Source organism: Chitinophaga sp. MM2321, assembly GCF_964033635.1.
GTDB lineage: Bacteria > Bacteroidota > Bacteroidia > Chitinophagales > Chitinophagaceae > Chitinophaga.
Genome location: NZ_OZ035533.1, coordinates 504631 through 519236, shown reverse-complemented (window position 1 = coordinate 519236; position 14606 = coordinate 504631). Strand labels below are relative to the sequence as shown.

13 protein-coding genes are annotated in these 14606 nt (G+C 45.1%); 3 read left to right on the top strand and 10 right to left on the bottom strand.

The window, feature by feature from the left end; translation table 11 throughout:
- Positions 1–71: 71 nt before the first annotated feature.
- Together ABQ275_RS02010 and ABQ275_RS02005 are read left to right on the top strand one after the other, a co-directional pair.
- Positions 72–1802, top strand: a complete 1731-nt coding sequence (locus ABQ275_RS02010) for a M14 family metallopeptidase (RefSeq protein ID WP_349316595.1) — start codon at positions 72–74, stop codon at positions 1800–1802.
- A 459-nt stretch (positions 1803–2261) separates the two neighbouring features.
- Complete coding sequence (locus ABQ275_RS02005) at positions 2262–3317, top strand: PDDEXK nuclease domain-containing protein (protein WP_349316594.1); 1056 nt, start codon at positions 2262–2264, stop codon at positions 3315–3317.
- 66 nt (positions 3318–3383) lie between these two features.
- On the opposite strand, the gene ABQ275_RS02000 is transcribed toward ABQ275_RS02005, so the two are convergent.
- The 10 genes from ABQ275_RS02000 to ABQ275_RS01955 all read right to left on the bottom strand — a co-directional run bounded on the left by ABQ275_RS02000 (position 3384) and on the right by ABQ275_RS01955 (position 12823).
- Positions 3384–4427, bottom strand: coding sequence for a beta-ketoacyl synthase chain length factor (locus ABQ275_RS02000; protein ID WP_349316593.1), 1044 nt, complete (start codon positions 4425–4427; stop codon positions 3384–3386).
- Entirely contained in the window at positions 4417–5631 is a 1215-nt protein-coding gene (locus ABQ275_RS01995) for a beta-ketoacyl-[acyl-carrier-protein] synthase family protein (RefSeq protein ID WP_349316592.1), read from the bottom strand. The genes ABQ275_RS02000 and ABQ275_RS01995 overlap by 11 nt, the downstream gene beginning before the upstream one ends.
- Positions 5632–5644: 13 nt before the next feature.
- The gene (locus ABQ275_RS01990; protein ID WP_349316591.1) at positions 5645–5902 is read right to left on the bottom strand and encodes a phosphopantetheine-binding protein; all 258 of its coding nucleotides are present in this window, start codon (positions 5900–5902) and stop codon (positions 5645–5647) included.
- Positions 5903–5994: 92 nt separating this feature from the next.
- Positions 5995–7287, bottom strand: a complete 1293-nt coding sequence (locus ABQ275_RS01985; RefSeq protein ID WP_349316590.1) for an ABC transporter permease — start codon at positions 7285–7287, stop codon at positions 5995–5997.
- 45 nt (positions 7288–7332) lie between these two features.
- Positions 7333–8079, bottom strand: coding sequence for an ABC transporter ATP-binding protein (locus ABQ275_RS01980; protein ID WP_349316589.1), 747 nt, complete (start codon positions 8077–8079; stop codon positions 7333–7335).
- A 102-nt stretch (positions 8080–8181) separates the two neighbouring features.
- A complete protein-coding gene (locus ABQ275_RS01975; RefSeq protein WP_349316588.1) occupies positions 8182–9186 on the bottom strand; it encodes a BtrH N-terminal domain-containing protein in 1005 nt (334 codons plus the stop codon).
- 41 nt (positions 9187–9227) lie between these two features.
- Positions 9228–9626 (bottom strand): hypothetical protein, encoded by a 399-nt coding sequence (locus tag ABQ275_RS01970; protein WP_349316587.1) that lies wholly within the window; start codon positions 9624–9626, stop codon positions 9228–9230.
- Positions 9627–9655: 29 nt separating this feature from the next.
- Entirely contained in the window at positions 9656–10792 is a 1137-nt protein-coding gene (locus tag ABQ275_RS01965) for a beta-ketoacyl-ACP synthase III (RefSeq protein WP_349316586.1), read from the bottom strand.
- 99 nt (positions 10793–10891) lie between these two features.
- On the bottom strand, positions 10892–11812 hold the full coding sequence (locus ABQ275_RS01960; RefSeq protein WP_349316585.1) for a hypothetical protein: 921 nt from the start codon (positions 11810–11812) through the stop codon (positions 10892–10894).
- Positions 11813–12088: 276 nt separating this feature from the next.
- Positions 12089–12823, bottom strand: a complete 735-nt coding sequence (locus ABQ275_RS01955; RefSeq protein WP_349316584.1) for a head GIN domain-containing protein — start codon at positions 12821–12823, stop codon at positions 12089–12091.
- 93 nt (positions 12824–12916) lie between these two features.
- Between ABQ275_RS01955 and guaA the strand changes: the two genes are divergently transcribed.
- Positions 12917–14455, top strand: a complete 1539-nt coding sequence (guaA, locus tag ABQ275_RS01950; RefSeq protein WP_349316583.1) for a glutamine-hydrolyzing GMP synthase — start codon at positions 12917–12919, stop codon at positions 14453–14455.
- Positions 14456–14606 lie beyond the last annotated feature (151 nt).

The window sequence follows — 14606 nt, the reverse complement described above, 5'->3', positions numbered from 1 at the left end:
TATTTACAGCTCTTCCTCCAAAAGGAAGGGCTTTTTGTTTTTCCCGTCGCTTTCATATCTTAAATAACCTTATGAGAAAGTTATTGATAGCCATCGCTTTCCTGTGCGCCACCGCTACCCAGGCACAAAACCTCTCCACCCGCTTTGAGCAAACAAACGGCCAGGAAACCGCCACCTACCCCGAAGTAATCAAATATTATCAGTTGCTCACCCACCGCTTCCCATCCCTCAAAATGCTGGAAGTAGGCACTACAGACGCCGGATTCCCCTTACACCTCGTTATTTATTCCCCGCAGCGGGATTTTGACTTTAATAGTCTGCATAAGAAAAACAAACGCATTATATTAATAAATAATGGTATACATCCCGGCGAGCCGGACGGCATTGATGCCAGCATGATGCTGCTGCGCGATCTGGCCCAGGGCAAAATCACCCTCCCGGATAACATCATATTAGCCGTTATCCCCGTTTATAACATTGGTGGCATGCTCAACCGCTCCCCCTGGTACCGGGTTGATCAGAACGGCCCTGACGCCTTTGGCTCGCGTGGAAATGCACAGAACCTGGACCTCAACCGCGATTTTATCAAAGCCGACTCCAGAAACGCCCGGGCATTTCAACAAATCTATCACCTCACCGACCCCGACGTATTTGTGGATAACCATGTCAGCAACGGCGCCGACTACCAGCATATCATGACCCTCCTCAGTACGCAGCACAATAAACTGGGCGGCGCCATGGGTGAATTTATGCACAATACCTTTGAACCCGGACTATACACGCTCATGAAAGCAAAAGGATACGACCTCGTACCCTATGTGAACCATTTTGGCGAAACACCCGACAGCGGCTGGGTGGAATTTTCTGATGTACCCCGCTACTCTTCCGGCTACACTACCCTGTTTCATACTTTCGGTTTTGTACCGGAAACACATATGTTAAAACCTTATCCGCAACGTGTAAAAGCAACCTATGCCCTCCTGCAATCTTTTATACAATTCACCAGTGAACATAGTGAGCAGATAAAACAATTACGTGCGCAGGCTAAACAAGCTGCTATCACACAAAAAAGTTTCCCGCTCTCCTGGCGTTTTGATATGAGCAAATACAGCCTGATCACTTTCAAAGGGTTTGCAGCTGGTCATAAACCCAGCACCATTTCCGGATTGCCCCGCCTTTATTACGATCGCAGCAAGCCTTATGAAAAACAGGTCAGGTTTTATAACCATGCAGATCCGGTTAACTTTGTGGATAAACCCGAAGCGTATATTATACCGCAAGGTTGGTGGGCAGTCATTGATCTGCTGAAAAATAATAAGGTCCGTATGCAACGCCTGGAAAAAGATACCACCATCCTGGTAGCAGCATATCATATTACAGACTTTCAAACGTATCCCACCCCATTCGAAAAACATTATCTGCACACGGATATTAAAGTAACCAGCAGCAAGGATTCTATACATTTCCGCAGGGGAGATTATTACATCCCCATGAATCAGACAGCCAACCGATTTCTCATGGAAACACTGGAACCTACAGCAGGTGATTCTTACTTTGCATGGAACTTTTTTGACGCCATCCTCGGACAAAAAGAAGGATATTCTCCCTATGTTTTTGAAGATACCGGCGCTGAATATTTAAAAACGCACCCCTCATTACAGGCATTACTCGAAAAGAAAAAAACAACAGATACCGCCTTCGCTAATAGTGCCAGCGCACAACTGAATTTTATATTTAAGAACTCACCATTTGCAGAGCCCGAATACAGAAGATACCCGGTGTATAGGGTGGTGAAAGACTAACTGATATTTAATAGTTATTATAGCGGAGATATAAGCGGAGCTTGTGTTTCCGCTTTTTTTATAAAGATGATCAAAGCTGCTTCGCGTACAAGGAAATCAGGCCTTCACATTTTGTGAATGAAACTGAATAGCGAAAAGTACAATGGATAAAATGGATAAGCATAATTAAGGTATCTCCGTTATATATTTGCGTTTTAATTGTTTCGCCCCGCCTATAACCCTTTACCAACAAAGATTTCATTTCAATATTAATCATATCAAAATGATATGAGATCATAAAAGATGTAATTATTTATTAGCAATGATCACTCTAGGTCGATAAGATTTAAAAAGCATCATTTATAATTTGGCAGTCAGTGACTGCCAAATTATAAATGATTGATAATGAATTAATTATATAAAAAGTATTCGGATTTTTTGTGTAAAAATTTATTCACTTTATTTTAGAATTTAAATAAAATGGAAACAACTATTTCTTACAAAGAACTTGTACTTGATATTAAACAGCGTATTATACGAAGCAGATACATCGCTTCAAGATTAGCCAATCAGGAGCAACTGATCCTTTATTTCCAATTGGGACAGATGATTTCTGTAAAAACGGCTGAAGAAAATTGGGGTATAACTGTAATTGATCAAATAGCAAATGATCTCCAACATGAGCTGCCAGGATTAAAGGGATTCTCTTCCAGGAACCTGAGGAACATGCGTCAATTTTATGATTCTTACCGTACTCTCCCAATTGGGCCGTCAGTGACGGCCCAATTACAACACTCCTTTTATGGCATCAGTTTCACACACCACATACTGATATTAAACAAATGTGAAAAAGAAGCCGAACGCCTCTTCTACATCTCCGAAGCCGCAACTCAATTCTGGTCTGTACGGCAACTGGAGCATCACATTCATGCACAACTCTTCCTGCACCAGGGAAAAATGCCCAATAACTTCAATAAAACCTTACCGGAAAAAATACAGGCAAAAGCGTTAGAAGTTTTCAAGGATCAATACCTGCTGGATTTTGTGGTATTGGAAGAAGATGAAGATGAGCACCTACTCGAGGCCGGAATAGTCAATAATATCAGGAAGTTCATCATGAGCATGGGTAAAGGATATTCCTTCATTGGCAATCAATACAAACTAGTGATAAATACGCAGGACTTTTATGTCGACCTGCTTTTTTTCAACCGTCATCTGCAATGTCTTGTTGCAATTGAGCTTAAAAGAAAAAAGTTCAAACCTGCGTATGCCGGGCAACTTAATTTTTATCTGAATGTACTGGATGACATGGTGAAATTACCGCATGAAAATCCCAGCATTGGTATTGTATTGTGTAAAGAGAAAGATAATATGGTAGTTGATTATGCCATCAGATCTATTGATAGCGCCATGAGCGTTGGCACTTATACACATTCCAAAGAAGTACCCAAAGAAATGAAAGATATTTTACCTGATGCGGATACTTTGTCAAAAATGCTGGAGACCGAAGTGGGATTAAAAAATAACAATATATAAATTGGGCAGTCAGTGACTGCCCAATTACAAATAATTAATAATCAATAAATTAAGATGCAATAACCCTTAAACCCGTTCCAGCAATATCATGGCATGTTGCTCACCATAAAAGTGGTTGTACAACAGAATAGAATTGATATGCACAGGCACTTGCTGTAGCATGGGAAACCACTGTGTCGGCACCTGTTGCGCCTTTAAAATATGCGCCGCCAGCCATAACCCAAAAGCACCCGCTGTATCATACTCCCCACAAAGATGTTTGAATGGAAGCTGCGGGGTATCGGGAAAAAGCTGGTCCACTTCCGCATAATAATGCTCATGGGTACTATCCCCATTCCGGCCTGTAATAATGAGATCAACACCAGTGGTAAAAGCCCGCAATGCTGCCGAAAGCTTTCCCGGAACAGGTTTATACAACATTTTAAAGCCGGCAATGGCGGCATAACTATTTCGTGTGGGCGTAGCCGTTAGCGTAAAAAAAGTAGCGCCTTCTCCTGCTATAGTACCGGGCGATAGCTCGTCATACAAAGCACGACTGTCTGTAGCTACTGATTTCCAGTAACCGATGCGGCTCTTGATATAAAAATGTTCGGCTGTAATCTCTTCAAAAGCTCCTGTAAGCGTATTGGTGGCCCCTTCTGCCAGTAGCATCATACTATCCAGCAGCGCGTTTTCAAAAGAGAAGCCACGATGAACAAAGGTATTGTTGTAAGCGGTACACTTCTGCTGTAAAGCAATCAGACCGTTTACTGAATTATAAGTGGACTGGATAAATGGTGTGGGATTCAGCGCCGTTTCTTTATACTGTTCTATCTCCCTGATAAATTTCTCGGTATCCTGCAAACTCCCTTTACCGGTGCCGGTAACAATAGGGCCGGGAATATCTACCGCGCTTTCCTGTATGCATTTAAGTGCAGTGGCTAATCCCATTTTTAGCACCCGTGTCATACGACGCAGACTGTTGCCAGGGATAAACGGCTTGTAATCAGGTTCTATACAGGCAAGCAGATTACTATCTGTATGTACCAGCGGTGCAGAAAAAATATCCCCCTCAAATGATTGTTGCGGGGAAATAGCCGCCATTCCTTGTATGTAACACTTATCCTTCATATTTGCTGATCACCAGGGATGCATTATTGCCCCCAAAGCCAAATGAGTTTGAAATAACATTATTTACCGGATGGCCTTCCATCAGTGCTGTTACCGGCGTGATGTTCAGTTCTTCCATTTTCTCTGTGAAATTGAGATTCGGAAATATCAGTCCATGTTGTATCGCCAATACAGAAAAGATAGCTTCAATGGCGCCGGCCGCCGCTAAGGTATGCCCCGTAAAGGGCTTGGTAGAGCTGAATAAGGGAACATGCTCCCCAAACAACCGTTCCAGTGCTTTCCCTTCGGATACATCATTATTTAAAGTAGCTGTACCATGTACATTGATGTAGTCCACTTCTTCCAGCGTCCTGCCACTCATGGCCAATGCCGCTTTCATGGCTTCATACGCCCCATCTCCTTCAGGGGATGGCGAGGTAGGATGAAATGCCTCGTTGGTATTGCAGTAACCGCTTAACTCCGCCAGGATCCGGCTGTTGTTGGCCCTGGCAAAAGATTCACCTTCCAGTACCAGGAAAGCCGCGCCTTCTCCCAGGTTCAGCCCCGTACGCTGCTGATCGAATGGACGGCAAAACTGCTTATCCACATTCTTCAGTGAGTTGAAACCATTGAGGGTAAACCGTGTCAGTGCTTCCGTACCACCACAAACCATCCGCGGCAAAATGCCTTGTTTGATCATTCGTGCACCAAACATCATGGCGTTGGCAGAGGAAGAACAGGCCGTACTGATGGTCGCAATATGTTCACTGAATCCTACGATGTCGGCTATACGTTGTGTACAATCTGCACAATCCAGCGTATCTATATATTGTAGAAATGAGCCCGTTTTTTCGGGATTAATGATATCAAAATATATTTTCTCTGTATCGCACATACCGCCTACCGTGCTGGCATTGATAAAGCCGGTGGGCGCTGATTGTACAGTGGTAATGCCTGCCTGTTGTAATGCTTCCCGCATGGCTATCATCCCCAGCAATGTGGTACGTGTATACCCTTCCTGTACGGGAATGTCTGCCATGGCAAACAAAGAATGACTGCTATGCTTTACTTCAGCTACGGGCAATACATGCTTGTAAATGGTATCAATGTAACTGGTGTAACCAAGTCCACTGTGCTGTAACCGCAGATTTTGCAGATTTCCGGCTACGTCATCACCTATGGCGGTGATCATTCCCATCCCTGTTATAAACACTCTTTCCGCCATGCAACCTATTTACTTATGCCGGTTGTTTGGATTGGATATAGGCTGCCATAGACTCAACACTCTGAAGGATCTTACGACCTTCCCGCGGATCTTCTACTTTAATCTGATACTGTCTTTCCAGCAGTACCATCAATTCCAGTGAATCTATGCTATCGAGTCCCAGTCCTTCCCCAAATAACGGCGCATTGTCGTCGATGTCTTCCGGTTTGGTATCCTGCAGATTCAAAGCCTCGATGATCTGCACTTTCAGTTTCTTTTTTAATTCTTCCATAATGTTGTAGGTTTATCACCTGTTGCTCACAGCAGGCGAACGCCCTTGTGGGGAGTAAAAATACAGCTTTACTATTGTTTTGAAAACATTTATCAGTTCATTCTTCTTTTTTCGACCCACCCTGCTATAGCCAGCATGGCCAGCCCTGTAAGGACCAACCGTAACACGTTCTTCCACACATAACCAATGGCGCCGTTTCGTAAATAAATATCATTGATGGCATCCAGTCCCCAGCTGAGTGGGGATAAATGTCCTACGGCCTGCATATTGGCCGGCATCACTTCCAGCGGAATCCAGATACCGCCGATGGCCGACAGGATAACAATGGAAATAGCGCCGAAATTCAATGCCTGGTTGGGGGTCTTGAAAACTGTGCCGATAAGTATCCCATATGCCGTGGCCGCCAGCCCTATACCTGCTGCTACCAGCAAAGTGGCGCCCTGGTGATGTCCCATCACCAGCTGCGGCAAGTCCATCCAAGGCATTACATATATCCCCACCAGCATCATCAGGTAAAACTGTAAGATACAGATCCCTACAAAAAACAGCATCTTACCGGCCAGGATAGCCAGGTAAGACCCCGGTATCAGCTTCATCCGCAACAAACTGCCATCTTCCCTTTCACGGATCATATTACCTGCTATCGGGATCACAATAAAGAACATGGCAAAAATGCTCCACGCGGGCACATTATGCTGCACAGAGTTGGAAATCACATCCAGTTGCTTCCCGGTGCCGGTACTATGTTCTTTCAACCCCACCGCCTGCAGGCGGATAGCCAGCGTATCTGTACTGGCTTCCGGTACATCCTTGTTACGCAACTGCTGCCGGATCCTGTCCAGCAACATATCCGTTTCCACCTGCGTCAGGAAGTTATCCAGCGCCTGGTGTATGGCGCCTTTAAATGCTTTTTTTGCCGCCGGATCAAAATAGATGATCACATTCAGCGAATCATTGTTCTTTTTCACAGGCAGGGAAACCGTCATCCCCATCCGGTGCGTAATATCATTCACAATCCGGTTGGCATTGCTCACAATCGCTGCGGTAGCGCCTGCCGGCACAATGATACTGATCTTGTACCTGCCTTCATTTACCAGCTGCTTCGCCTTCTCTGCAGTTACCGGCTTACCATCCAGCGAGTCAATGATATTAAATTGTCCACCTGTCTCCAACCCTTCTTTGATATGGCGGCCCAGTCGTCCATGGTCATTATCTACCGTTAAAATATCAAACCTGATTTCCTGGTAATCTTTAAAGGGCGCATCCTGGATCAATGCCATCACGGTAATTAATACCACGGGCATCACAAACAGCAGGATTAATCCCATCTTGTCACGTAACAGCAGTTGCCATTCTTTTCTTATGGTAGCCAATAATCTTAGCATAGCTGTTGGCAGTTCGCTTTTAGTATTTTATGTGTTATTAATCAGCTAATCTCTTAACGCATGCCCTGTAAAATGTAAAAAAACATCCTCCAGGTTGCGGCAGTCGGGGTGTTGCCGGATCAGTTCCAGCGGCTGTCCCTGCACAATCATTTGTCCTTCGTCCATAATCACCACCTCTTCGCAGATGGACTGCGCCTCTTCCAGAAGGTGAGAGGTATACAGGATACTGGCGCCCTGGCGGTTATAGTCGCGCAGGAACTGGAGGATCATACTGCGTGACTGTACATCCACACCGGCAGTAGGTTCATCCAGTATTAATAACCTGGGGTCATGCAGGATCCCGGCAATAATGTTGGCGCGTCTTTTCATCCCCCCGGAATATTTATAGATCTCTTTATGTGCACTCTTTTCCAGGCCAAATAACTCCAGGTAACGCATGATCTTCTGTTGCAATGCTTTGCCCCTGAAGCCATACAGGTTACCAAAGTAGGTAAGGTTTTCCACTGCCGATAACTGCGGATACAATGCTATCTGCTGCGGCACAATACCGATCATCTGCTTGATATCTTCCCGGTGCGCAGCATCCTGCAACTGGTTGTGAATCCTCACTTCCCCGCTGTCTGACTTTACCAGTCCGCACAAAATAGAGATGGTCGTTGTTTTACCTGCACCGTTAGGCCCCAGCAAGCCGGCAATCTTACCTTCAGAAAATACGAATGACAGCCCCTTTAAAGTAGGCGCTTCGGATCCCCTGTAGGTCTTATACAATTCGTTCACAGATATGCTGGCCATAATAATATTTTGTCATTTTATGATGTAGAGATGTAGTTATTTGGTTACCGATGAAAATACTTATCTGTAACTAAATAACTACATCTCTACATCATAAAATGCTTAAATTTTTGTCAGTGCCAGTTTGCGGAAAAATGCTTCTTCCGAAGCCGCGCATTCCAGCAGCATTTCACTGAGTTCTTTGTAAGATATATTATCTGCTGACCTGCTTTTACAAACGCGGCCTGCTGCGAAAGCAAAGTTGCGCCACAGATCGCCGGTTTTTGTGAGATCACCAGCCAGTTTGCTCAGTTCGTCTTTTTGCAATACTGCAGCAGCTTCCTGTAAAAAGGCGGCATACACAAACCGGAAGCCTGCGCCACCGGTGCCTATCTCTTCCTGCATGCGGATAATATTACCGAGATATAATGCGGATTTACGTTCGCCTACTTTTTCCGGGTAGTTCTTCACCCTGTTGGATAAATAACGGATACCGCTTACCCCAAACATAGGGAAAGGTACTTTCAGCATATAATGACATGCCTGCTGAATCCCCTCTTTGATGGGCCGGTGCAGCGAAACTTTGTCCGGTACATGCACGGGATAATACATTTTCCCTTTGGGAGCCGGAAACCCTTTCGCAAAACGCGCCTGCGCCAGACTTTCGGGGTCTATTTCCGTTACCACATCCATCACCGGATCGCTTACCAGGTACTGACCATCCCGCTTTCCATAAACGACCAGGTTGTGGGCATTAAAGTGAAAACGATAGGAAGGAGGAAAATAGGGCAGGTAATAAACACTGGAAAGTAATCCTACAGGCGTACCTGCTGCAATTACCTGGTCCAGTGCTGCCATTCCTTTTTCGGGAGAAGAAAATTTTGCTGATTCCATTTTCACACCGAGACGCTTGCATACCCGCTGGAATATAGCGCCCGGCCATATCCTGTAGGTGGTACCTGGTACGCCATTCACCTTCACAAAAGGAAGATGTGCAAAGAAAATACCCGCACCAATACCGAAAGCCATTGGTTCACTGATCTGCAAACCGTAGTGCCCCAGCAGATTTGAGATGACGCCACTCTCACAATGTGCAGTTTGCGTGTGATGGAATTGATGATCGCTCATAATATTTTATAGTAGCTGCCCGCAAAGGCGCCTTCGTGGGTCTATTTTATATGCAGTAAGTTGTCTATGCTGATCTTGAATGCCTCCGCATAACGTTGCAGCATTTTTTCATTCAGGCGTTTAAATACACCCGGCTTCATATGCCGTTTTACCTGCCATTGGAATTTGCCTACATAACTTGCCAGCAGTGGCAGGTCCATCAGGTTTTTTTCCATATAATAGGCTACAGGGCTTATCTCTCCCGCTTCCACACGGGCGCGGGCTGTTTTCACTTTTTCATTTACTTCTTCCCAGGCTTGTCCCAGGGCAATATTTTCCGGTTCCCATCCTGCACTTTGCACCTGCACATAATTGCCGGAATTATCCACCGCATACATAATCTGCCTGAACGTACCTTCGTGCAGGTTATCTCCATCCTGGGGTACTTCATCTTGTTTCATAGCAGCAGTTTTTAGAAGTTAACGGATAGTTATACTACCGTGATTTGTGCATATGCATAAGAAAAACGCGCGCTCTCCGGAACCATCATAATAACTTTCTGTCCTTTCTTAAAGCGGCCGCTGTTCATCAGCTCTTCCAGCATCAGGTAAGGCGACGCCGTGCCTACGTTGCCTACACTTGCCAGATTGGTGAACCATTTTTCCAAAGGAATAGGTACGCCCAACCGGGTAATTTCTTCGTCTATCTTCAAGCGGAAAAATTCAGATGACAGATGTGGCAGGAAAAAATCTATTTCGTCCAGGTTTACCTGGTGGCGTTCCACCAGTTCTTTCCACATTTGTGCGCCGGAGGGAACTATATTTTTACCCAGGAGGCGGGTATCCTGTTTGAAAGAAAATACACTATGCTGTGCCCATTCTTCCGGCGTCATATCAATCCAGCCAATGGTGCTGCCATCGGGTTGTTTGATAGCGCCTGCATACATACAGGTGTCCAGCTCATTGGCATAAGATAAAATCTCTACCCAGTCTACACGCAGCGATAAGCCGTCTTCATTGGGTTTATCCTGGAATAGTGCAGCACTGGCGCCATCAGATAGCATCCAACGGAGAAAATCTTTTTCAAAAGCGATGATCGGATTTTCATCCAGACTTTTCAGGTTCTCTGCTTCCGGTTGAAATTTTTGTGCGAGCATCCAGGCAGAGAATTTCTCTGAACCGGTACTCACGGCGTTGGTTGTGTTACCACAACGGATAGACATCCACGCATATTTAAAAGCCTGCATACCTGCTGCACAAGCGCCCGTAGCCGCAATAAGCTCTACAGGCTGGCATTTCAGGATGCCATGTACCATAGCAGCATGGTTAGGCAACAACTGATCCGGAGAAGTAGTGCCGCAAGCCAGTAATTGTAATTTGCTGATAGGAAATTTCTCGTCAAACAATTCCCTCACGGCTGTTGCAGTCATCTCTGCATTGGAGTGCGTGGATTTCCCTTCTTTATCTAAAGAGTAATAACGCGTTGTGATCTTGTTATTGCCCAGGATCTTTAACCTCGCACGGGAAGCTTTTCCATCTACCATTCCGAGGATGCTCTCCATTTCATCATTTTCAACAGGCTTGTTGGGTAAAAATTTAGACAGCCTGGTAATATAAACTTCGTTCATTTGAGAATAATTCGTCTAATATTTACAATTATCACGCCACCGGAAGACCGGTATTTGTAATTCCTGCAAAGCTACCTACTATTGCCGGAATTAATAGGTTCAACGCAAGGTTATCCCCTTATAGTATTCCACTTCACGCTGTAGCTGATTTTTTTTCAGGTTTAGTTTTATGAGAGAAGATATAAGCGTAATGGGTGTCAAAACAAAAATCCCTACCAATAGCAGGCCCCTGTACATAAACACGCGGCCCTGACGGGCAGGTGCGCCTGGTCCGCCTTTGGCGCTGATGAATTTAGCCCAGAAACGGAATGCGCTGATGCCATTCCCTTCCAGTACAACCAGGTTAGGAATAAGTTCCACTGCATTCAGGGAAAGCAACTGCGGTTGCAGCTCATTCCATTGCTTTTCTGCCAGCGCCTTTTCTATGGGTGCGGCAAAACGGGCGGCTGTTACAATTTCATTTTCCTGTACACCCGCCTGTGGCAGAAACCTAGTGGCTTCCTTCTTTCCCTTGAATGCCCAGCGCAGAATGGTGATCAGTGAAACCAGGTTGGGCGATTTATCTACCAACACAATATTACCTACCAGTTTAGCGCCGGCTTTCTCCAGGTACCCTTTTACTTTTTCCTGTGCATTGAGCCACATATTACGGCTGCCCAATAAGGTCAGTACCGGCTTATCTTTCAATAAACGCGCAGCTGCTTCACTTTGCAGAAAAGCGGCTGTTGGTTGTGAAGGAGATAAAAACCAGGGCTGATAAGCCAGGATAACCAGGTCGAAAGGGGTGTTCACATCCACTTTCAGGGGCTGAATACCGCGCGGGGTACCCTGTACCGTTTCCGGCATTGTATCGTAAAACTGCTGCTTTCCCCATGGGAAAGGAAATGGCGTTACCGGTACCAGCTGCTCGAATGTTATATCAACCTTGCCCTCCAGGGGAGCCAGCACATGATCAATAATCCTTTTCAGTTGCCCGGTTTGCGTAAAATATACAACCAGGATCTTCCGTCTTTCGTTCATAAAAGGAATAGGAGTTCAACAATTCAAACCGTAAACATACAAAAAAAGAAGAATCATTCATGTCATTTAATGATAATTTGACATGGGTAGTGGGGAGAAGAGAAGAAAATCAGGAGGGATAAAAATTTGTGCCCCAGCCAGATACTGCCTCAGCCGGCTTTGTGTGCTGTGGCAGTATCTGGTCAAAAGGACTTGTGTTTTTAAAAACCAATCTATTAACAGATAAAGTGGCCTTTATGTGATAAAAAAAGTGTTAAAAATTTGTAAATATTCTGGTTAATCTTTTTTAACAGAACCGGAACCCGCCACTGAACTGGATATCTGCGGATTACCCTTATATTTAACATCACCGGAGCCGGCAATCTTAGCATCCAGCTTTACACTGGCATGTACGCTGGCATCACCGCTACCGGCAATACTCACGGCTACATTTTCCGCCAGCAGGTCATCACCATCAAAATTACCGCTGCCGGCAATAGAAAGACTAACATCTTTCGTTTCTCCTTTCAGGTCCATATTACCGGAGCCGGAAATAGCCGCTTTCACCGCAGGAGCATTGATACTACCTTCTATATTACCAGAACCGGATAAGCTGAGCTTTATATCCTGCTTCGCATTAAATTTACCGTTCATCTTCAGATCACCGGAGCCGGACAGGCTCAGTTCATCCACTTCCGGCGTGGTTAAATATACTTTTACATCTTTATGGGTAGAAACAGAGGTGTTTCTTTTGTAACGTACTTTCAGCTGGTCACCTTCCATCAGGATCTCAATCACCGGAATGATATTATCTTCTGCCTCAATAACGGCGGCCTTTGCAGGCCCCTGCGACAGGTATACATCCATGCTCCCTTCTACTTTCAGCTGATGAAACGGTGGTATTGATCTTTCTTCGGTAATAACATTACCACTCCCTTTAATACGATTTTGGCCGATTACATTGCAGGCGTCAAAAAAACAAATGGTGGCCACTGCCAACGCAGCACTACATAGGAATTTTCTGGTTTGCATAAGTTTAGATTGTATAAGAAAGATACGATTAGATTTTCAATTTTCGAATTTCAGAATCCGAATTTGACGGAAGGACTTTATCTTTGCACCACCATGACAGAAAAGATACTTATTCTCGATTTCGGTTCCCAGTACACACAGCTGATTGCACGCAGCATCCGGGAACTGAATGTTTATTGCGAAATTAAACCTTGTCTTCAGCCCATTGCCTGGGACGAAACTATCAAGGGCGTTATTTTATCCGGCAGCCCCTGCTCCGTCAACGACGAAAAGGCACCTAACATAGACATCGCCGCCATAGCTGCGAAAGTACCCGTACTGGGCATCTGCTACGGCGCTCAGATGATGGCCAAAAATTTTGGCGGAGAAGTGGCTAAAAGCAATATCCGTGAATACGGTCGCGCTTTTATGGAACACAATGACAAAGAAGAAAAATTATTATACGATATCTCCGGCAAAAGCCAGGTATGGATGAGCCATTCCGATACCATCAAACATATTCCGGAAAGCTTTGATATCATTGCTACAACAGAAAACATCCCGGTTGCTGCCTTCAAAAGCACTACCGTAGCGGCTAACCCTATCTTTGGTTTGCAATTCCACCCGGAAGTAACCCACTCCATCGAAGGCAAGCAGATCATGCGTAACTTCCTGGTACACATCTGCGGTTGCGCCCAGGACTGGACACCGGCAGCATTTGTTCAGGAAACGGTTGAAAAAATCAAAGCACTGGTAGGCGATAAAAGAGTAGTAATGGCCCTCAGCGGCGGTGTAGACTCTACCGTGGCAGCAGAGCTGGTGCATAAAGCTATCGGCAAAAATCTCTTCTGCATCTTCGTTGATAACGGCCTGTTACGTAAAGATGAATATGCCACCGTACTGGAATCCTATAAACATATGGGCCTGAACGTGAAAGGCGTGAATGCAAAGGATATGTTCTTCAGCGAGCTGGAAGGCGTTTCCGATCCTGAACAGAAACGCAAGATCATCGGCCGCCTGTTTATCGAAGTATTCCAACAGGAATCCACACAGTTAACCGATATTTCTTTCCTGGGTCAGGGTACCATCTATCCCGATGTAATTGAATCCGTTTCTGTTAACGGTCCTTCTGTTACAATAAAATCACATCATAATGTAGGCGGGTTACCGGAGAAGATGAATATGCAACTGGTAGAACCATTGCGTTTCCTCTTTAAAGATGAAGTACGCCGCGTAGGCCGCGAAATAGGCATCAGCGAAATATTCCTGGGCCGTCATCCTTTCCCCGGACCGGGCCTCGCTATCAGGATACTCGGCGCTATCACCCCGGAAAAAGTGACTATGCTCCAGGAAGCAGATGCGGTTTATATAGATGGATTACGGGAAGCCGGCTTATACGACAAAGTATGGCAGGCCGGTACCATTCTCCTCCCCGTGCAAAGCGTTGGGGTTATGGGCGATGAACGTACCTATGAATTTACCGTAGCACTCCGCGCAGTGACTTCTACTGACGGTATGACCGCCGACTGGGCGCATCTGCCTTATGAATTCCTGGCCAAAATGTCTAACGACATTATTAACAGGGTGAAAGGCATCAACCGGGTAGTATATGATATAAGTTCCAAACCACCTGCTACTATTGAGTGGGAATAATATAAAGGAATAACCAATTAATAAATTACGGAGTTGTGGATAGCTATAAGCGAGGATCAATCGCTCTTATCTACCTGCAACTCCGTAATTTATTAATTGGTAATCTGCCATTCATATTTGAAATCTTCCTCATCGGAATGATTTTTGTAAA

Bases quoted from the DNA above. Each gene is read 5' to 3' on its own strand.
- ABQ275_RS01995 (WP_349316592.1), bottom strand. From the start codon at position 5,631: ATGGCGGAAAGAGTGTTTATAACAGGGATGGGAATGATCACCGCCATA.
- ABQ275_RS01955 (WP_349316584.1), bottom strand. From the start codon at position 12,823: ATGCAAACCAGAAAATTCCTATGTAGTGCTGCGTTGGCAGTGGCCACC.
- ABQ275_RS01970 (WP_349316587.1), bottom strand. From the start codon at position 9,626: ATGAAACAAGATGAAGTACCCCAGGATGGAGATAACCTGCACGAAGGT.
- ABQ275_RS02000 (WP_349316593.1), bottom strand. From the start codon at position 4,427: ATGAAGGATAAGTGTTACATACAAGGAATGGCGGCTATTTCCCCGCAA.
- ABQ275_RS01990 (WP_349316591.1), bottom strand. From the start codon at position 5,902: ATGGAAGAATTAAAAAAGAAACTGAAAGTGCAGATCATCGAGGCTTTG.
- ABQ275_RS01980 (WP_349316589.1), bottom strand. From the start codon at position 8,079: ATGGCCAGCATATCTGTGAACGAATTGTATAAGACCTACAGGGGATCC.
- guaA (WP_349316583.1), top strand. From the start codon at position 12,917: ATGACAGAAAAGATACTTATTCTCGATTTCGGTTCCCAGTACACACAG.
- ABQ275_RS01985 (WP_349316590.1), bottom strand. From the start codon at position 7,287: ATGCTAAGATTATTGGCTACCATAAGAAAAGAATGGCAACTGCTGTTA.
- ABQ275_RS01975 (WP_349316588.1), bottom strand. From the start codon at position 9,186: ATGAGCGATCATCAATTCCATCACACGCAAACTGCACATTGTGAGAGT.
- ABQ275_RS02010 (WP_349316595.1), top strand. From the start codon at position 72: ATGAGAAAGTTATTGATAGCCATCGCTTTCCTGTGCGCCACCGCTACC.
- ABQ275_RS02005 (WP_349316594.1), top strand. From the start codon at position 2,262: ATGGAAACAACTATTTCTTACAAAGAACTTGTACTTGATATTAAACAG.
- ABQ275_RS01965 (WP_349316586.1), bottom strand. From the start codon at position 10,792: ATGAACGAAGTTTATATTACCAGGCTGTCTAAATTTTTACCCAACAAG.
- ABQ275_RS01960 (WP_349316585.1), bottom strand. From the start codon at position 11,812: ATGAACGAAAGACGGAAGATCCTGGTTGTATATTTTACGCAAACCGGG.